The organism is uncultured Boseongicola sp. (assembly GCF_937988555.1).
Taxonomy (GTDB): Bacteria; Pseudomonadota; Alphaproteobacteria; order Rhodobacterales; family Rhodobacteraceae; genus Boseongicola.
Genome location: NZ_CALJXO010000377.1, coordinates 1 through 19846, shown reverse-complemented (window position 1 = coordinate 19846; position 19846 = coordinate 1). Strand labels below are relative to the sequence as shown.

Annotated in this window: 17 protein-coding genes and 1 pseudogene; 12 read left to right on the top strand and 6 right to left on the bottom strand. The window is 57.1% G+C overall.

All coding sequences use genetic code 11. The annotated features are described in order from the left end of the window. The 4 genes from alaS to Q1B15_RS22590 all read right to left on the bottom strand — a co-directional run. Positions 1-1650: alanine--tRNA ligase (gene alaS / locus Q1B15_RS22605; protein ID WP_299758375.1), on the bottom strand; the 1650-nt coding region annotated here is incomplete at its 3' end. Between the two features lie 85 nt (positions 1651-1735). Next, positions 1736-3556: a translational GTPase TypA gene (gene typA / locus Q1B15_RS22600; protein ID WP_299758372.1), complete on the bottom strand. Its 1821-nt coding sequence runs from the start codon at positions 3554-3556 to the stop codon at positions 1736-1738. Between the two features lie 68 nt (positions 3557-3624). Beyond that, complete coding sequence (locus Q1B15_RS22595) at positions 3625-4239, bottom strand: YitT family protein (RefSeq protein ID WP_299758369.1); 615 nt, start codon at positions 4237-4239, stop codon at positions 3625-3627. A 45-nt stretch (positions 4240-4284) separates the two neighbouring features. Next, on the bottom strand, positions 4285-5463 hold the full coding sequence (locus Q1B15_RS22590) for a pyridoxal phosphate-dependent aminotransferase (protein ID WP_299758366.1): 1179 nt from the start codon (positions 5461-5463) through the stop codon (positions 4285-4287). Positions 5464-5808: 345 nt separating this feature from the next. Here Q1B15_RS22590 and cysS point away from each other — a divergent pair, with 345 nt between their 5' ends. Genes cysS through Q1B15_RS22570 form a run of 4 tightly spaced genes read left to right on the top strand, consistent with a single transcriptional unit; the run spans position 5809 to position 10338 of the window. Beyond that, positions 5809-7236: a cysteine--tRNA ligase gene (gene cysS, locus Q1B15_RS22585; protein WP_299758363.1), complete on the top strand. Its 1428-nt coding sequence runs from the start codon at positions 5809-5811 to the stop codon at positions 7234-7236. After that, the gene (cimA, locus tag Q1B15_RS22580) at positions 7233-8858 is read left to right on the top strand and encodes a citramalate synthase (RefSeq protein WP_299758360.1); all 1626 of its coding nucleotides are present in this window, start codon (positions 7233-7235) and stop codon (positions 8856-8858) included. The genes cysS and cimA overlap by 4 nt, the downstream gene beginning before the upstream one ends. Beyond that, a complete protein-coding gene (locus Q1B15_RS22575; RefSeq protein WP_299758358.1) occupies positions 8855-9562 on the top strand; it encodes a class I SAM-dependent methyltransferase in 708 nt (235 codons plus the stop codon). Before cimA ends, Q1B15_RS22575 begins: the two co-directional genes overlap by 4 nt. After that, complete coding sequence (locus tag Q1B15_RS22570; RefSeq protein ID WP_299758356.1) at positions 9559-10338, top strand: squalene/phytoene synthase family protein; 780 nt, start codon at positions 9559-9561, stop codon at positions 10336-10338. The genes Q1B15_RS22575 and Q1B15_RS22570 overlap by 4 nt, the downstream gene beginning before the upstream one ends. A 51-nt stretch (positions 10339-10389) precedes the next feature. Here the strand turns inward: Q1B15_RS22570 and Q1B15_RS22565 are convergent, their stop codons facing one another. Further along, complete coding sequence (locus tag Q1B15_RS22565; RefSeq protein ID WP_299758355.1) at positions 10390-11613, bottom strand: MFS transporter; 1224 nt, start codon at positions 11611-11613, stop codon at positions 10390-10392. Positions 11614-11952: 339 nt separating this feature from the next. On the opposite strand from Q1B15_RS22565, the pseudogene Q1B15_RS22560 reads away from it, so the two are divergent. From Q1B15_RS22560 to Q1B15_RS22540, 5 genes and pseudogenes are all read left to right on the top strand, one after another. Continuing rightward, positions 11953-12258: pseudogene (locus Q1B15_RS22560) on the top strand (precorrin-6A/cobalt-precorrin-6A reductase); the annotation flags it as partial. A gap of 307 nt (positions 12259-12565) precedes the next feature. Then, entirely contained in the window at positions 12566-13207 is a 642-nt protein-coding gene (locus Q1B15_RS22555; protein ID WP_299758353.1) for a DNA-3-methyladenine glycosylase 2 family protein, read from the top strand. Then, positions 13204-13869 carry a dienelactone hydrolase family protein gene (locus Q1B15_RS22550; protein ID WP_299758350.1) on the top strand — a complete coding sequence of 222 codons (666 nt, stop codon included), beginning with the start codon at positions 13204-13206 and terminating at the stop codon, positions 13867-13869. The genes Q1B15_RS22555 and Q1B15_RS22550 overlap by 4 nt, the downstream gene beginning before the upstream one ends. 243 nt (positions 13870-14112) lie before the next feature. Continuing rightward, a complete protein-coding gene (locus tag Q1B15_RS22545) occupies positions 14113-14712 on the top strand; it encodes a GGDEF domain-containing protein (protein WP_366141768.1) in 600 nt (199 codons plus the stop codon). A 197-nt stretch (positions 14713-14909) separates the two neighbouring features. Beyond that, entirely contained in the window at positions 14910-15494 is a 585-nt protein-coding gene (locus tag Q1B15_RS22540) for an HNH endonuclease (protein ID WP_299758348.1), read from the top strand. Positions 15495-15500: 6 nt separating this feature from the next. Here Q1B15_RS22540 and Q1B15_RS22535 read toward each other — a convergent pair whose 3' ends face one another. Next, positions 15501-16454 carry a radical SAM protein gene (locus Q1B15_RS22535; protein WP_299758345.1) on the bottom strand — a complete coding sequence of 318 codons (954 nt, stop codon included), beginning with the start codon at positions 16452-16454 and terminating at the stop codon, positions 15501-15503. Between the two features lie 193 nt (positions 16455-16647). On the opposite strand from Q1B15_RS22535, the gene zwf reads away from it, so the two are divergent. The 3 genes from zwf to Q1B15_RS22520 form a co-directional block, all read left to right on the top strand. Further along, entirely contained in the window at positions 16648-18108 is a 1461-nt protein-coding gene (zwf, locus tag Q1B15_RS22530) for a glucose-6-phosphate dehydrogenase (protein WP_299758343.1), read from the top strand. 24 nt (positions 18109-18132) lie between these two features. Then, positions 18133-18798, top strand: coding sequence for a 6-phosphogluconolactonase (gene pgl / locus Q1B15_RS22525; protein ID WP_299758340.1), 666 nt, complete (start codon positions 18133-18135; stop codon positions 18796-18798). Between the two features lie 9 nt (positions 18799-18807). Next, positions 18808-19846 (top strand): aldehyde dehydrogenase family protein (locus tag Q1B15_RS22520; protein ID WP_299758338.1); only part of this gene is annotated, 1039 nt, incomplete at its 3' end.

Sequence of the window (19846 nt, the reverse complement as noted above, 5' to 3'; positions counted from 1 at the left end):
GTCGCCAACTTTAAGGCCGCCTGACTGCGCGTGGTAATAATGTCCAAAAATTGCTCCGGCGGCGAAGCGTTGGCTGTCGGATACCGCGCCGCCGTGGTCGTTATGTTCGAGGTTGCGAAGATATCCCTGATCCCCAACCTGACCGCCGCTTTCGCCATAAAACGGGGTCTGATTCACGACGACCCAGCCGCTTTCGCTTTCGGCAAGAGACTTCACTGGATCGGAGCCTTTAACGATTGCTAACACGACGCCCTCTGCAAGCTCTGTGTCATAGCCCAGGAATTCGGTCGCGCCGTGTGTTTCGGCAATGTCAAACCAGACAGTTGCGTCTTTTGTTTCGCCAGATCCGGACCAGGCGGCGCGTGCTTTTGCCTTTTGTTCAGACATGGCCACATCGAAGCCCTCGGTGTCGACCGACAGGCCCTTTTCGCGCAAAGCATCCTGAGTCAGATCAAGCGGAAAGCCAAAAGTGTCGTACAGTTTAAAAGCGGATGCTCCGGGAAGGTCAGCGCCTTCCGGAAGTTTTTCGAGCTCGTCGTCCAGAAGCCGCAAGCCGCGATCAAGCGTTTCAAGAAACCGGGTTTCTTCGAGTTTTAGTGTTTCTTCGATCATCGATTGCGCGCGCCCCAATTCGGGATATGCATGACCCATTTCACGGACCAGCGCGGGCACCAGACTGTGCATCACAGGACCTCCTGCGCCAAGGAGATGCGCGTGCCGCATGGCGCGGCGCATGATCCGGCGCAACACATAGCCACGACCTTCGTTCGATGGCATGACGCCGTCTGCAATTAGGAACGACGTTGAGCGAAGATGGTCAGCGATCACCCGATGATGGACTTTACCGGGGCCATCGGGGTCAGTTGATATCGCGTTCGCGGTCGCTTCGATCAGGGCACGCATCAGGTCCGTGTCGTAGTTGTCATGCTTGCCCTGAAGAAGTGCGCCGACGCGCTCCAGACCCATACCAGTGTCGATGGATTGTGCGGCGAGTTCCTTGCGCGAGCCGTCCTCGAACTGCTCGTACTGCATGAAAACAAGGTTCCAGATCTCGATGAAGCGGTCGCCGTCTTCGTCTGCGCTTCCCGGAGGACCGCCCCAGATGTGGTCGCCGTGGTCGTAAAAAATCTCGGACGAGGGCCCGCAAGGCCCCGTGGGTCCCATCATCCAGAAATTGTCGTCTGTCGCGATCCGGATAATGCGATCATCCGACAATCCTGCGTATTTCTTCCAGATGTCGGCGGCTTCGTCATCGTTATGGTAAACGGTAACGAGCAGCTTTGATTTGTCGATTCCGAAGTCTTTGGTCAGCATGTCCCACGCGAAGGGAATGGCGTCTTCTTTGAAGTAATCGCCGAAGGAAAAGTTGCCGAGCATCTCGAAGAACGTGTGGTGGCGCGCGGTATAGCCGACGTTGTCGAGGTCGTTGTGTTTGCCGCCTGCGCGCACACAGCGCTGCGATGTTGTGGCGCGTTTGTAGTCGCGGTGTTCGACCCCGGTGAAGAGGTTCTTGAATTGCACCATTCCCGAATTAACGAACATTAAAGTCGGATCGTTTCTCGGAACAAGCGGCGAGCTGTCCACGATTTTATGTCCGTTTTTTTCAAACGAATTCAGAAAGGTGGAGCGGATATCATTCAAGCTGGTCATGGCGCACACACGTTTGTCCAAGGGCGAGGGCCGGGATACAGCCTTCGCCTCTGTCCGTAAAGCGCGATTGAGCCGTTAAGAGCCCTTAAGACACGCTACGTGATGCTCGTTTGCGTTCGTGCGGGTCCAGATGGCGTTTGCGCAGGCGAATTGCATTGGGCGTGACTTCGACCAATTCGTCGTCGTCGATATAGGCAATGGCCTGCTCCAGCGACTGGGTGATCGGTGTTGTCAGGCGAACCGCTTCGTCCGTGCCAGAGGCGCGCACGTTGGTCAGCTTCTTGCCTTTCAGCGGGTTCACTTCCAGATCGTTCTCGCGGGAGTGTTCGCCGATGATCATACCCTGATACAGCTGCTCTTGTGGACCGATGAACATTCGGCCACGATCTTCAAGGTTGAAGAGCGCATAGGCAACCGAAACGCCGGATTCCATCGAGATCAGAACACCTGCACGGCGTCCCGGAATTGCGCCTTTATAGGGTGCCCAGCCGTGAAACACGCGATTCAAAACGCCTGTTCCGCGGGTGTCGGTCATAAACTCACCGTGGTAGCCAATCAGGCCGCGCGATGGGATCAAGGCAATGATGCGGGTCTTGCCAGCACCAGCGGGCTTCATTTCCGCCAATTCACCCCGGCGTGGTCCGGTCAGCTTTTCGATCACCGCGCCAGTGTAGTCGTCATCCACGTCGATGGTGACTTCTTCGATCGGTTCGTTGTTTACGCCGTCGATCTCACGCATCAGAACCTGTGGGCGCGAAATTGAAAGCTCGAAGCCTTCGCGTCGCATGTTCTCGATCAGAACACCCATCTGCAATTCACCGCGACCGGCAACCTCGAAGGCTTCACCGCCGGGTGTATCAGAGATTTTGATTGCGACGTTTGTTTCAGCTTCTTTCATCAAGCGGTCACGAATAACGCGGCTTTGTACTTTCTTGCCATCACGTCCGGCAAGTGGGCTGTCGTTGATTCCAAAAGTCACAGAAATCGTTGGCGGATCAATTGGTTGCGCGGGCAGGGCGTCTTCCACGGCAAGGGCTGCAATGGTGTCGGCTACAGTCGCTTTGGACATACCCGCAATTGATACGATGTCGCCAGCCGAGGCTTCATCGATTGACTGCTGCGACAACCCGCGGAACGCGAGAATTTTCGACACGCGGAATTGTTCGATCTTTTCGCCGATGCGGCTCATGGCCTGCACTGTTGCGCCGGTCTTAAGCTTTCCTGTTTCGATACGACCCGTCAAAAGGCGCCCAAGATATGGGTCAGCGCTAAGTGTCGTAGCCAGCATGCTGAAGTCCTTGTCGACGGACGTTTGTTGGCGTGGACGCGGCACGTGATGAACGACCAGATCAAACAACGCGGCAAGGCCTTTGCGTGGGCCTTCAAGCGAGGCATCCGCCCAACCAGCGCGTCCCGAGGCATAAAGATGTGGGAAATCAAGCTGGTCTTCATTGGCATCCAAAGCGGCGAACAAGTCGAAGACTTCGTCCAGGGCGCGGTCGGGTTCCGCATCCGGCTTGTCGACTTTGTTCAGCACGACAATCGGGCGTAGGCCCAGCGCCAGCGCCTTTGAGGTTACAAATTTGGTCTGCGGCATCGGGCCTTCGGCGGCGTCCACCAGCAAAACAACACCGTCAACCATCGACAGGATCCGCTCGACTTCACCGCCGAAGTCAGCGTGACCGGGGGTGTCGATGATATTAATCCGTGTGCCCTTCCATTCGACCGAGGTACACTTGGCAAGGATGGTAATGCCGCGCTCGCGCTCGAGGTCATTGGAGTCCATCGCGCGCTCTGCTACATCTTGGCCTTTGCGGAAAGCGCCGGATTGCTTGAGAAGCTCGTCGACCAGCGTTGTCTTGCCGTGGTCGACGTGTGCGATGATTGCGATATTTCTAAGGTCCATGATCTCTCTCGGGGTGGCTTTGCGCGGCCTTATCGTGCAGTCGCAGCAAAGGCCAGCAGCAATCGGTGTTACCGTGCGATATAGCGGTCGCCCCGGTGATTGACAGCGACAATCAGGTTGACCACGACCGCGCCCAAAAGCGACCAGATGACCAGGTCCCATTGCAGGACGCTAAAGGCCGCCAGAAACAAGAGGGCGTCAAAGGCAAGTTGTGTCCAACCTGCTTGGATCCGCAGGCGTTCTTGCAGGAAAAGCGCCAATACACCAATGCCGCCAAGCGAGGCGCCGTGGCGGAACAGAACGATTAATCCCATCCCGATCAGCGCGCCAGACAGGGCGGCTCCAACAGGTGCAGACAGATGACCAATGACAATTGCGCCGGGCAAGACTTCGGTCATCGCCGACAAAACGGCGACAGCAATAATGCTTTTGACGGTGAACCGCGGTCCCATCCGGAACCAAGACAATCCCCAAAACGGCAGGTTGACCAGAAGAAAGACCAAACCAAGGCTCTGGCCGGATACATAAGTAAGCAGCACAGCAAGCCCTGCTGTTTGTCCGGTGATCAGTCCCAGATGCGTCACAAATTGCAGGCCCAGCGCGCAAAGCGCCGTCCCTAGCAAAAAGGCTTGGGCATCTTCGAGAAGACTGTGGTTGATCTTTGGCTTATGCGGCTCACCCATAGCTCGCGTCATGCATCTCGTGGGGTACGCTGTCCAGCTTTCAGATCAGGCGGCCGAAGTGGCAAGTGCGCCCACCAGGTCGGCCAAAGTTGCAACTGCGGCCATCAGGCGGTCGTCATCCACGGTCAAAGCAACGCGAAGGTGTCCTGCCGCCGCCGCCCCAAAGCTTTCGCCCGGCATGACCGCAATCAGATTCTGATCCAGCAGACGATGCGCGAAGTCTTCGCCGCTAAGACCCGTCCCGCGGATATCAAGCATCAAGTACATCGAGGCGCGCGACGGGACTACAGAAAGCCCCCGCGCTGCAAGATACCCAGCGACCTTCGCGTGCCTGCGCTTAAACGGCGCCGCGATACGGTCCTCAAATCCTGCGCCTTGCTGCAATGCAAACAATCCGGCGTCCTGAATAAATCCGGGAACGCCGTAAGTGGTGTGTGTCGAGAGGTTCTCGACGTGTTCCATCGCCTCGGCCGGTCCAACCAGCCATCCAATACGACTACCGGTCATTGCATGGCTTTTCGAGAGAGACCCCGCAACAAGCGTGCGCTCGGCCATGCCCGGAAGCTGGCGCGGCGACAAGTGTTCGCCTTCCCAGATTTGCGTGTCGTAAACTTCGTCCGAGATCACCCAGAGATCATGGGCTTCTGCGACTTCAGCAATCGCTTCCATCGTATCGCGCGAATAGACCACGCCTGTCGGGTTATTCGGCGAATTGATCAAAAGCGAACTGGCTCCGCCGGCGGCGACCGCAAGATCGGCTGCATCGGGTTGGAAGCCCGCCTCGGCCCGTGCAGGGATCGCCTTGGCAATTGCACCGGAGCCGCGGATCGTACCGGGATAGGTCGCGTAATAGGGGTCTATGAACAAGGCGGTATCGCCCGGATCGCAGGCCGCCGTATGGGCTGCGAACAAAGCGGACTGAGCACCTGGTGAGACTATAACGTTTTCAAGCGCGGTTCTGACACCTGTACGTTCCTGAACGCGGGCCGCGATGGCGTGACGCAAAGCGTTCGTCCCCGGCAGATCGGGATACCCCGTATGTCCACCCAGCGCGGATCGATGCATTGCTTCAAGTATTTCGGTTTCTGTGCGCCGGTCGTGCTCGCCTATCGTCAGCTCGACCACATCGTGACCGTTTGCCTTCATGGCGCGTGATTTGCGCAAGATGTCCCAACCGTCGGATCCCCCTCCGGTCAGCCCTGTGATGCGTGTTGAAAGTCTCATGTCCCGAATGGGCAGATCTACGACGGAAAAGTCAAATGAAAGGTCTTTAACGCCGCCTTCAATTTTCGTGACGACCGGCGTCCTTACACTTTCAAAAATACCTCGGGGAGCGTGTGCTAGCGTGTTTGGCCACGCCCCAACCACCCAAAGGCCAAATGGACGTCTTGAAAATCTTTGCAAATAGCGGACCTTCCGCCTATACAACCTTTCATGACACGGACCCGTTTCCTCATTGAGTGTATTATTATCGCCTGACATCTGTCGCGCGGACTGGTCCCTTTTCTATCCATCATGACCTTGCTAAAGCCCGCGCGGGATCGTTTCACGCCCTAAGGACTTTTGCTTATGACTAAGATAACGCTTCACAACACGGCCACGCGCCGAAAAGCGCCATTCACGCCCATCGATGATAGGAATGTGCGGATGTATGTCTGTGGGCCGACGGTCTATGACCGCGCGCATCTTGGCAACGCACGCCCTGTTGTGGTGTTCGACGTTTTGTTTAGGTTGCTGAGACACGTCTACGGGGCCGATCATGTCACCTATGTGCGCAACTTCACCGACGTGGACGACAAGATCAACGCAACTGCGAAAGCGCGCAAAGAGGCTGGCGCCGTAGGCAGCCTCGAAGACCTGATCCGCGCACGATCGGATGAAACGATCGCATGGTACCTTGAGGATATGGCGGCCCTTGGCACGCTTGCTCCGTCAAAGATGCCGCGCGCGACCGAATGGATCGCTCAGATGATCACAATGACACAAGGGTTGATCGACCAGGGCAATGCCTACGAGGCCGAGGGCCACGTACTGTTCCGGGTTCGGTCTTATGAAGACTATGGCGCGCTTTCAGGGCGGTCTGTCGATGACATGATCGCGGGCGCGCGGGTTGAGGTTGCGCCCTACAAAGAAGACCCATTGGATTTCGTTTTGTGGAAGCCGTCGGACGCAGACACGCCCGGATGGGATAGCCCGTGGGGTCGCGGGCGTCCGGGCTGGCATATTGAATGTTCGGCAATGGCGTACGAGTTGCTGGGCGGGTCTTTCGACATCCACGGCGGCGGCAATGACCTGCAATTCCCGCACCACGAAAACGAAATAGCGCAATCGCGTTGCATGGGGCATGGCTTTGCCAATGTCTGGTTGCACAACGAGATGCTTCAGGTCGAGGGCAAGAAGATGTCCAAGTCTCTGGGCAACTTCTTCACTGTGCGCGATTTGCTGGATCAGGGCGTGCCAGGAGAAGTGATCCGGTTTGTGTTTTTGTCGACGCATTATCGCAAGCCGATGGACTGGACCGAGAAGAAGCGCGACGAGGCCCGCAAGCGGCTTGTTAAATGGTTCAGCAAAACCGATGGCGTGGTCGCGGCAAAAGTTGTGCCGAACCGGGTTGTTGATGCTTTATCCGATGATCTGAACACGCATCTGGCCTTGTCCGAAATGGAAAGCCTCAGTGCGCCCTATCTTAAGGCCGCAATGCGGCTGGTTGGTTTGCCGGACGCCGAGGAGGTCGACTGGTTCCGCGGAGAAGTTGAACAAGTCGTCGGTGTCATGCACTCTGGTGGGGAAGGTTTGCAAGACGCTCAATCCCTTCTCTCTGACCTTCTTGGCAAGTGGGAAGACCTGCGCGCTGCGAAAGACTACGCGGCAGCGGATGACCTGAAAAACAGTCTTGAAAAAATGGGAATTTCAGTTCGGGCAACGGGACGGGGACCAGAAGCGAGCCTCGCGTCAAATGCCACGCTTGATCCTGCCAAACTGGAGGCCCTGAAATGATTCGAGAACGGCTCTTTCTTTTCGACACCACGTTGCGCGACGGCCAGCAAACGCAAGGCGTTCAGTTCTCCTCGGACGAGAAAACGCAGATCACCAAGGCGCTTGATGATCTTGGGCTCGACTACATCGAGGGCGGCTGGCCCGGCGCAAACCCGACTGACAGCGCGTTCTTTGAAACGCGCCCGCAAACCCGTGCGACCTTTACGGCTTTCGGCATGACCAAACGGGCAGGGCGGTCTGCTGCGAACGATGACGTTCTTGCGGGTGTCCTGAATGCCAACACGCCAGCGGTTTGTATCGTTGGCAAAACGCATGACTTCCATGTCGACACCGCCCTTAATATCACGCTTGAAGAAAACCGCACCAACATCTCGGAAAGCATCGCTCATCTCGTGGCACAGGGGCGCGAAGCCTTGTTTGATGCTGAGCATTTCTTCGACGGCTACAAAGCCAACCCCGATTATGCGCTGGATTGCCTGAAAGCCGCCTATGATGCGGGCGCGCGTTGGGTGGTCCTATGCGACACTAACGGTGGCACGTTGCCAAGCGAGATGGGCGAGATCACTTCACAAGTGATCGCTTCAGGCATCCCCGGCGACCATCTGGGCATCCACACCCACGACGACACAGGCACTGCAGTGGCCGGCACGCTCGCGGCCGTGGACGCAGGTGCGCGCCAGATCCAGGGCACACTGAACGGTCTGGGCGAACGCTGTGGGAACGCCAATCTTATTACGCTGATCCCGACGTTGCTTTTGAAGGAGCCCTACGCCAGCCACTACGAAGTTGGTGTTCCGGCTGAAGCACTTATGACGCTTACGCGCGTGTCGCGGATGCTGGATGATATTCTCAACCGCGTGCCGCAACGCGCGGCGCCCTATGTCGGAGCCTCCGCTTTCGCCCACAAGGCAGGCCTTCACGCCAGCGCCATCGTCAAGGATCCCACCACCTACGAACACATCGCGCCTGAAACGGTCGGCAATGCACGCATTGTCCCAATGTCCAACCAGGCGGGCCAATCGAACCTTTTGCGCCGCCTTGAAGAAATGGGGATCGACGCGGAAAAAGGCGATGCGGCCCTGTCGCGGATCCTTGATGCTGTGAAGCAGCGAGAGACCGACGGATATGCCTACGACAGCGCGCAGGCGAGCTTTGAGCTTCTTGCACGGCGCGAGTTGGGTCTGGCCCCTGACTTTTTCGAGGTCGAGCGCTACCGCGTCATTACAGAACGACGTCGCAATGCGCGTGGTGAGATCGTGGTGGAATCCGAAGCCGTGGTGACAGTGTCGACCCGCGATGGCGCGCGCACCAGTTTCTTCAAGAACGAACACGCGCAGGATATTCAGGACGACGGCCCGGTGAACGCGCTTTGGCAGGCATTGAAATCCGACCTTGGCCCGTTTCAGGACAAGGTCGAAGACATGCGTCTGACTGACTTTCGCGTGCGCATCACCCAAGGTGGCACCGAAGCGGTCACACGCGTGATCATCGATTTCGCAGACGATCAGGGCCGCGCATGGGCGACGGTTGGTGTGTCAGCCAACATAGTTGATGCCTCTTTCGAGGCGTTACTGGACGCGATCACATGGAAGCTGCTGCGCGACGGTGTTTCTGCCTCGTGAGCGCGCTCTTTGATCTTTACGAAAGCCTGCCTCGGCAAGGGCCGGGGGACAGGGAGACGCTTGATTTTACGCTAAGGATAATTCGCGCCGGGGGGTCTGAACGCATCCTTGACGCAGGTTGCGGCTCGGGCGCGGATATTGACGAGCTTCTCGCTTGGGCGCTCGCCGGACATGCCTCAGCTGTGGACAGCCTCGTGCCGTTTGTGGAGCAGGTTGTTAAGCGCTACGGCGACGATCCGCGTGTCGAAGCCGTTGCTACAGACATGGAAACGTTCACTGGTCCGTTTGATCTGATCTGGAGCGACGGCGCATTGTACTTCCTTGGTTTAGACGCAGGATTGCGGAGCTTCCATTCGATGCTCGCTCCGTCGGGCGCTTTGGTTTTTTCGCATCCTGCCTATTTCAACAAGACACCGTCCCCAGCGGCTACAGATTTTTGGGAAGGCGAAGGCGAGGTATTTGACCACGAGACTGTTTACGAAAAAGTCCCCGCGGCAGAATACACTGTCTTTGATGCCTTAAAGCTCCCTTACGCCGCATGGAAGGCGTACTACTTGCCGATTCAGTCGCGCATCGACGCCCTGAAGTCTTTGGCGTCTGGCGATATGGTCGCGACCCTTGAAGGCGCACAACGCGAGATTGACGGTTGGCGCAAGGCGCGCGCTGAAACGGGCTATCTCCAGATCATCGCGGAGCCGGTATGACCCTGCAAGCCTGTGCCGAAATCGTCCAACGCGGCGACCCTGAACGATTTGCCGCCGCAATGGCGGCCCCGGTGACCGCACGTCGCGTTCTCTTCCCGCTTTATGCGTTCAACTTTGAAGTGGCGCGCACACCTTGGGTCACCGAAGAGCCAATGATAGCCGAGATGCGGCTGCAATGGTGGCGCGACGCGCTTGAGGAGATTGCCGAAGGCAGGCCCGTGCGGAAACACGAGGTCACACTTCCGCTGGCCGAGGCAATTACGCCCGAGATCGCTCGAGAACTTGACCGCCTCATTCAGGCCCGGCGCTGGGATATCTATAAAGAGGCTTTTGAAGACGAAGATCACTTTGCCGAGTATCTGACAAAGACAGGTGGGGACCTGATGTGGGCCGCAGCCGCCGCACTTGGAGCCGACCGCGATCTGGATCCAACGCTTGCGCATCCAAGAGAAGCCATTCGCCTCTTCGGACAGGCCAGCGCCTTCGTGCGTTTTATGAAGGCCGTGCCTGCCCTTGAAGCGCGCGGACGCATCCCGTTGGTGGATGGGCGACCGGCGGCAATCTCACAACGAGCCGCTGATTTCCAGAGAACCATCGGCGATGAAATGGTCGTGCGACGACGCGTGATTCAACAGGCGCGCCCCGCTATTCTGGAAGGCTGGCAGACGGCACCACTTTTACGCCAGATCGCTCAGAACCCGACCCGCGTTGCAGATGGGAGCATTCGACTTTCGGAGTTCAGAAAACGCAGCCGCCTCGTTCGCTGGGCGCTTTAGCCGCCCACTGCTTCTGGTCGGATTGTCGCTGTCCAAGCCGCCGCGCGGACGTCATTCAGCCGGCGCAGAGCGCGGCTTTTGGCGCATCACTAACCAAATCAGTGAGCCACCTGCCAGCACAAGGAACGGCGCCATGGCGAGGTTAACCGCGCGCCATCCCTCGACCGCGTCTGCACCGAGGCAGTTCATCAGACCGCCTGACGACAAAGACGCCATCGTCACACAGGCCATGACGATCATGTCGTTCATCCCCTGAACTCGGCCTCGCTCGGCTGGGCCATGGGCTTCGGACAACATGGTTGTCGCTCCGATAAATCCGAAATTCCACCCAAGCCCTAGAAGGATCAGCGCCACAAAGAAATTCGGGAGCTCGGTTCCTGCCAAAGCGACGGCCCCCGCGCCGGTAAGAATGACCAATCCAATGGCAACGATCTTTTCCGCACCAAATCGCGCGATCAGATGTCCGGTGAAGAACGAGGGCGCAAACATTGCCAGAACATGGCCTGACACAATGTCGGCGGCGTTGTTCGTGCTATATCCGCAGCCCACAACCGCTAGTGGCGTCGAGGTCATCACAAGGTTCATCAACGCATAAGCGACCATGGCACAGATGATCGAGACCGCAATCCGTGGGTCCGCCAGCAGATCGCGCCGCGAACGCCCCACGGGGGCGTCACTGGACACTTTGGCCTGGGCCGGGGCTTCCAGGAACAAGAAAAGGGTCGCGCCACCAAGGTTCAGAAAAATAACTGCGATGTATGTTCCAAGGAACGGCACAACCATTGCGTCAGCGGTCATTTTTACCAATTGTGGCCCGATAATCGCGCTGATCAACCCGCCGGCCATCACATAGCTAATCGCCTTGGGGCGAAACTCATCGGACGCCAAATCCGTCGCTGCAAACCGGTAAAACCCTTGCGCCGACATATAGACGCCGGTGAAGAACGAGCCGGTCAAAAACAACCAGAAGTTCGCGTAAAATAAACCGAGACCACCGACGGTAGCACCAATCGCTCCACCCGTCGCGCCGACGAAAAAACCCGCGGTGCGGCCATAACGTTGCATGAAGCTTGAGATAGGCGTTGCCGTTACCATAGAACCAAGCACAATCATTGAAATTGGTAATGTCGCAAGACAGATATTCGGTGCAAGTGTGTTTCCCGCAAGCCCGCCAATTATGAAAATCATCGGCATCTGGGCGCCCAGAATCGCCTGCGCAGCCACTAATACGGCCACATTGCGTATGGCGCGGTTGTCTTCAGGAGCAATCGACATAGGCCTCCGTTATGCTTGGTGATTGGGATGCACAAGGTGCCCGCTGTAACATTTGCTTCGCCCGCGGGATTTTGCGCTAGGCAAAACAGGAGACAGGCGCGTTTGAATACTTTTGACGGTACGGCAGAAGCCGGGTTCCGGTCACGCGATTGACCGGCAGTTCAGTCAAAACAATGGGCAGTCTCCCTCTTCCTTACGTCGAAAACATTTAACGTCAGCGTAAAATGCGTATCCTTTTACTTGCCGGAACCGCAGAAGCGCGCAGCATTGCTGTGGCGTTAAGTCGCGAGCCCTACGTGATCATGACCGTGTCACGCGCGCGCCGATCGTCGCCCTCACCGCTACGGCTGGCCTGTGCGGATCGGTGGATGGGGCGGAGAGGAGGCTTATCGCGCCTGGTTGGTGCGCGAAGGCATTGATGCGGTGATCGATGCGACCCACCCTTTCGCGGATGAAATGGGCTATCGCACCGCAAAGATGGCCCGCGAGCTTGGGATCGAAGCCCTGCGCTTGATGCCGCCGCCCTGGATGCCACACAAAGTCGACAATTGGACGTTTCTAAATACCTCGAGGAAGCCACGCGGCATATGGGCGAGGACGCCACGGTGTTTCTGGCCACCGGACGTCGCGATCTGGCACGCTTAGCAAATCTGGATAAGCGAACGGTCATTTGTCGCGTGCGCGAGACGACCACTGCGCCTTTACCGTTTAAAAAGGGGAAATTCATCGTCAAGCGTGGCGATGTTTCTGTGGATTAGGAAATTGATTTACTTGATAAGCTCTCTGTGGACTGGATTGTGACCCGTAATTCCGGCGGGCACGGAGGCTGGCCGAAATTGGAAGCTGCGCGCGCACTTGGTTAGCGCGTTGCGGTGTTGTGTGGCCCGCCGCCGGCGGATTTACTGCGCATAAGTTCCGTCGCGGAAACGCTGAACTGGGTCAGGAGACGTAAGTGACAGGCGCGGGTATTGGACGGATAATCACTTCGGATGCCTGTGTTGCCGAAGGGGCTGCCTGGTTGGCCGCGCATGATGACCGGTTTGCACAAGCGCTGAAGCGCACCGGGGCCTTGCCGCTGCGTTTGCGTGGCGATGGTTTCGCGGCCGTTTTGGATGCGATCGTCAGCCAACAGGTGTCTGTCGCGGCGTCAGCGGCAATCTGGGCGCGCCTGAAGGCCGCCGGTTTAACAGGGCCACGCAAGATCATGTCGGCCACGGACGAGGACTTGCGCGCTTGCGGAATGTCGCGGCAGAAAATCCGATATGCTCGGGAACTGGCGGCGTCGGGCATCCGTTATCCAGCCCTGCGGAGCCAGCCCACGGAAGACGTGATAAAAACGCTGATCGAGGTGCCCGGCATCGGCCGCTGGACGGCAGAGATTTATGCGATGTTCTCACTTGGGCATGCGGATGTGTTTGCGCCGGGCGATCTTGCGCTGCAAGAATCGGTGCGGGTTTTGTTTGATCTTGATGCGCGACCCACCGAAAATGCATTGCGCCAGATGTCTGAGGACTGGTCTCCTTGGCGCAGCGTTGCGGCGCGGCTGCTTTGGGCCTACTACCACGTGGCAAAAGATCGTAAAGGCATCAGATGAGCGAAGATCTTGACTTTCAAAGACGCGCCTCAACCTCGGGCGAAGACAGTTCCGTGGTTATGTTTCTGCATGGGTATGGTGCCGATGGAAATGACCTGTTGGGGTTGGCCGAACCGCTTGCGCCGCACATGCCAGACACGGTTTTTATCGCGCCAAATGCGCCGGATCGCTCTATGGCAAATCCGTTGGGGTTTCAGTGGTTTCCGATCCCGTGGATCGATGGCTCGTCCGAATCCGCGGCAGGCGAGGGGCTGTTACAAGCCGCCCGCCGCCTTGATACGTTCATTGACAAAGTTCTGGCGGATGAAGGTCTTAGCCCAGATCGCCTTCTGCTATTCGGGTTCAGTCAGGGCACTATGATCGGCTTGCACGTCGCGCCGCGTCGCGCCGATCCGCTCGCGGGCATCGTGGGGTTTTCGGGGCGTCTGATGATTCCTGACGCGCTGGCAACCGAGGCCCTTAGCCGACCTCCGGTCTTGCTGGTTCACGGCGACGCAGACGATGTCGTCCCTTTTGACGACATGCAGACGGCTTCCGATGCACTTCAGGAGGCCGATTTCGACGTTTACGGCCACGTTATGAAAGGCACTGGCCACGGAATCGCTCCGGACGGCTTGGGAGTTGCACTGACTTTCATGAAGAATTTCCTTGGCATCGAGTAGCGCGTCCAATTCGCTAAAATTCACAAGGCTCTTACCGAGCAAGTGAGAGCCCGTTAACGGGCTCGCAATTCTGGCGATTGCAGACACATCGCCATGCGTATGATGGCCTTCTTCGAAACTCTGATTACCCAAGTTGCGCCGCGCAACCAAAGCGATTTCTTTTTGAAATCATTAACTCTGAGCATGCTGGTCGCGCCTTGCATTTTGATGCTGGAACTTTTGGTTACACGGCAATGACGAGGCATTCGTATCAGACCATGTCTTGGGCGTATTTCTTCCCTAATCTGTCTCGGACTTGGGTCGATCTGGTATCACGGTAAGCTGCGTCACGAACATGCCCAACTTGCCGTCACAGACCTACTGCCCGTGCTGTCAAATCGGCGCTCGTTCATCGCCGCCGCCGAGAAGGCGACGGCATCGTCGTGGGGCATATTGATGATGCTTGATCTTGATAACTTCAAAAATGTGAATGACACCTACGGCCAAACCTTTGGCGACGATTACGCGCGCGCTATTGCCGACGTCTTGCGCGATCAGGTTCGAAGTGAAGATTTGGTCGGACGGTTGGGACGCAAGAAATTTGCAACTTTTCTGATCGATTCTCCGATTGATACGGCGCGTTTGATCGGCGTAGGTCTTTGCGTAGGCGCCGAGATCAATCTTGCCGACGCCGACCAGGCTTTAAACATCACGGCCTATGTTGGAGCTGTTGAAATGGCGCAGCAAGACAATCTTGGTGCGGTATTGTCTCTGGCGGATATGCATATGTACCAGGAAAAGGATGCAGGACGCGGCGGGGCAGGTCTTTTGGGAAAAGGCCGCCACGTCAAATGCCATTGCTGAACACACATGAAGACCGCGTCGATGGGTTGGCTCACGCCCATTTCTTAGCGGTCCAAAATCCAAGGCACCGCTTTCAGCAGATCGCCCCATCGTGGGACTTGCACGATTTTAAGCCCTATATATAGTTGGCGCCAAGGCGTGAGGCGACAGCGATTGCTTCGTGCAAAACCGGACATTGGTCAGAGGTGAGCATAAGAATGGACGGCGACTTCAGAACGAGTTTCGTGCGTGAACCCGGCAGTCTGCGTCACAAACCGGCATTGGTCCTGAACGCGGACTATCGCCCTTTATCCTATTATCCACTTTCTTTGTGGCCCTGGCAGGAAGCGGTGAAGGCCGTCTACCTTGATCGGGTTCAGATCGTTGCGGAATACGACGAAGTCGTGCGAAGCCCATCGGTCGAGATAAAGATTCCGTCTGTCGTTGTTCTGAAAGACTATATCAAACCGCAAAAACGTGTAGCCTTCACGCGCTTCAATCTTTTTCTGCGGGACAAATTTTGTTGCCAATACTGCGGCGCTCGCGGTGATCTGACGTTCGATCACGTTGTCCCGCGTGCACGCGGCGGAGTTACAAGTTGGGAAAATGTGGTTGCCGCCTGTTCGCGCTGCAATCTTAAAAAGGGATCAAAGTCCCTGCGTGAGGTCGGCATGGCTTTGCTTAAACCACCCCGGCGCCCTGCGGCTGAAGAGCTTCGCAATCATGGGCGAAAGTTTCCACCGAACCATCTGCACGACACATGGCTCGATTTTCTGTATTGGGATGCGGAACTTGAAGAATAGCCGCGATCAGGCGGAACAACTGGCTCCTCCCAAAACACAGAATTTCGCGCAGTGGGGATGGTTCAAACGCACAGATGTTTCGGCCTCCGCCAACGTTTTCCCAAGCTCAAACTCAGGCTCATAGGGCAGCAAGGTACAGGCAAGAACCGCCGGCTTTTCAGCGCCGCGCCGTTTTACCACCATGCGGGAATTCGCGCACATCACACTGGTCGGGGTAATTTTTAGGATATCCCAGCAAGCCGTTGTAATTTCGGGCACATCCACGCTTTCGTCCATCTCAGGGAACAAAACGGTCTGACCAGTATCCTTGGCCAAAATTGCAAATCTTTCGCGAGCGTAAAGTGCGGCATACCCGGCACGTGATTGCGCATCACTTTCACCCCAAACCGTCCGCCCCGCGACTGCCATACGGATGCCGGCGTCGCGAAGCCAGCGCATGCCGGTAAGTGTTTTCTCAAAAGCACCAGCGCCGCGTTCTAAGTCGTGATGTTTGGCAGACCAATGGTCGACTGAAATGCGCAGCGTAAGCTTGTCGCCGTATTCTGCCACCAACGACGCCAGTCCCGATTGCGTAGATTTGCGCATCATCGGGCGCATCGCATTGGTCAGGATCAGGACTTCATAGCCGCGCGCCAGCGACCTGCGCGTGATTTCGATCATTTCGGGGTTCATAAAGGGTTCGCCGCCGGTGAAGGCGATCTCGCGCACGCCCCAGTTGCGGTCATCCAGCTGATCAAGGTAATCGCTTACTTCATCTGCTGTAATGTAAACCAGCCGGTCGTTGGACGGCGACGAGGCGATGTAACAATTCACGCATTCAATGTTACAAAGCGTGCCGGTATTGAACCAAAGCGTCTCCGGATTGGTCAACGCCACCACGGCGCGTTCATCTCCCTTTGCCGTCACCAATGGATCACGGAACTTCTCTGTAGTAATTTCGGAAAATAATTGGTCTTTCATAGCGCCCAACGTTCTGCATTTGAAGACTACCTAGTCGCAACCCTCTGCTACATAAAGATCTGCGCAAGATACGTGACAGACTTGTGATGATGGTGTGGGTGGCTAGACTTGTGCAACATATGAGGGTATCGCGTGCGGGTGAGATTTTGTTAGCGGTAACACCGCAATTGCGAATTCTGGAAGGAGCCGTCTTATGGTGTCGCGCGTCATCCCGGTCGAAGACTTCGACCTTGTGATTTTCGGAGGAACCGGAGATCTTGCTCGCCGCAAGATCTTGCCCGGTTTGTTTCGTCGGTTCTGTTCGGGCCAGATGCCGGCTCAATCGCGAATTATTGGGGCTGCGCGCTCGGATTTGACCGATTCGTCGTTTCGCAAGGACATCAAGGGCGCTCTTGAGGAATTCCTCCCCGAAGCCGCACGATCCACCAAGGACGTGAAAGGCTTTTTGGACCGCCTGCACTATGTGCGCATCGATGCTACTGGCAACGATGGCTGGTCCGCGCTGAAAAAGCTGGTGCGCAAAGACAAAGATACGGTGCAGGCCTTTTACTTTTCGGTCGCGCCAGGCCTTTTTAGCTCGTTGGCTGAACGCCTGCACGCGCATAATATCGCCGGGCCAACCGCGCGGATCGTTGTCGAAAAGCCCTTCGGTCGCGATCTGGAAAGCGCCAAGACCCTGAACGCCACTCTGCGCGACCATTTTGACGAAAGTCAGATTTACCGGATCGACCATTATCTTGGCAAGGAAACCGTGCAAAACCTGATGGCTGTCCGCTTTGGCAATATGTTGTTCGAGCCCCTTTGGAACGCTCAGTACGTAGATCACGTGCAAATCACCGTTGCCGAAACCGTCGGTGTCGGGGGAAGGGGAGCCTATTACGACACGTCCGGCGCGATGCGGGATATGGTCCAAAACCATCTGATGCAGCTTTTATGCCTGATCGCGATGGAGCCGCCTGCACGTTTCGACCCCGACTCGGTTCGGGATGAAAAGTTGAAGGTTATTCGCGCGCTGGATCCACCTGAACGCGATGACATTGTGCGAGGGCAATACGAGTCTAACAAAGCCGGTGAAAGCTATCTTGAAGAGGTCGAAAACCGCAGTAGCATCACCGAAAGCTTCATTGCTATGAAGTTGGCCATTTCAAACTGGCGGTGGGCCGGCGTGCCGTTTTATTTGCGCACCGGCAAGCGGCTGAAGGCGCGGGCCTCTGAAATTTCGATTGTTTTTAAAGAGACACCGCACTCGATCTTCGACAAGGATAGCGGTCGGCACCGCAACATACTATCGATCCGTCTGCAGCCGAACGAGGGCATCACCCTTGGCGTGACGATCAAGGAACCCGGCCCCGGTGGCATGCGGCTTGTGGACGTGCCTTTGGATATGACCTTCGCCAACGCGCTTGGACCCGAGGCCGAAGATGTGCCCGACGCCTACGAGCGGCTGATCATGGACGTGATCCGCGGCAACCAGACGCTGTTTATGCGAGGCGACGAGGTCGAGGCGGCTTGGGCCTGGACTGATCCGATTATCAAGGACTGGACAAGTCGCGGAGATCGCCCCAAACCTTATGACGTTGAGACGACCGGCCCGGAAGACGCCGCAGTGTTGATGCATCGCGAGGGTCGTCGTTGGCTTGAGATAAAGGCCTGATTTTTCGGGGCCGGAAAGGCGCACATGCATCTCGAAACATACCCTGACTCCGAAATGATGATGATCGACCTTGCGAACCAGATCGCGGGCGAACTGAGCACATGCCTTTTGGAGCACTCTTGGGCGTCGCTTGCGGTCCCTGGCGGATCGACGCCGGGGCCGGTGTTTGACGCATTGTCCGCCGCAGACCTCGACTGGTCGCGGGTGCATGTGTTGTTGACCGACGAGCGCCGGGTGCCGTCCGATCATCCCCGCTCGAACGAACGCTTAGTGCGCGAACGCCTGCTGACTGCGCGCGCCTCGGTGGCGAAGTTCGTGCGCTTGGTGCCGGAAACCGAAGCTGATTGGACCGCAGTGCGCGACAGGCTTACAAAAGAGCTTCCCCTTTCTATCCTGCTGCTTGGCATGGGCGCGGACATGCATACGGCTTCTCTCTTCCCCGGCGCACCTGAATTGCATGAAGCCCTCGCAAATGACGCGCCACCTTTGATGGCCCTCACGCCACCTGGGGGCGAACTTGAACCGCGCCTTTCACTGACCGCGCCGGTCTTGAAGGGGGCAATGACCACGCATGTTTTGATCACAGGGGATGAGAAACGCGCCGCCGTCGATCGTGCCCGCAAACTCACACCTGAAGACGCGCCGATCGTGACCGTTTTAAGCGGCGCGACTGTGCATTGGGCGCCGTAAGAGGACAATATGAACTTTAGTAAGCTGAAATCAGCGGCCAAAACCGCCGCCGAGACTCCGATCTTTGATCGTTTTAGCGACCCAGAGCGCGCGCGCGCATTTTCGATCAATGCAGGCGACATGCTGTTCGATTATTCCAAGACCTCAATTGACGCGGCAGGACGCCAAGTGCTGCTTGACCTTTACGACGCGGGCCAAGTTGACGCGCGGCGCGAGGCGATGTTTCGCGGCGACAAAATAAACGAAACTGAAGGCCGTGCGGTGCTTCATACTGCCCTGCGCAATCTGGATGGCCCGCCAGTGATGCTGGATGGCGCTGATGTGATGCCCGGTGTTCTGGAAACACTTCAGCGGATGGAGGCTTTTGCCGCAGACGTCCGCGAGGGACGTTTCGTCGGCGAAGGCGGCAAGATCACCGATGTCGTCAATATTGGCATTGGTGGCTCGGACCTTGGTCCGGCGATGGCCACGCTTGCGCTAGCGCCGTATCACGACGGGCCGCGCTGCCACTACGTATCAAACGTCGATGCCGCGCATATCGCGGACACGCTGCGCGGCATTGACCCTAGGACGACCTTGGTCATTGTCGCATCGAAGACCTTCACCACCATCGAAACCATGACAAACGCCGCCACCGCCAAGGTCTGGATGAGCGAGAAAGTGACAAATCCGGCGGCTCAATTCGCCGCTCTTTCCACGGCGGCTGACAAGACAGCAGCTTTCGGGATTGATGCCTCGCGGGTTTTCGGTTTCGAGGACTGGGTTGTGGGGCGCTATTCTATTTGGGGTCCGATTGGGCTTGGACTAATGATTGCAACTGGCGCCGATAGTTTTCGCGCCTTTTTGAAGGGCGGACAGTGGATGGACACGCATTTCCGCGCCGCCGAACCTGTGGAGAATTTGCCCGTCAGGCTGATCGTTGGCGGCAATACCTGCGTCGTCCTGGCTTCGGAAAGCAAGCCGCTGTGCGCTGTCAGCTTCGCGGAAGTCCTGCATGCCTCGGACGTACCTGCGGGTGTCGTCAATATTATGACCGGCTTCCGGGAAG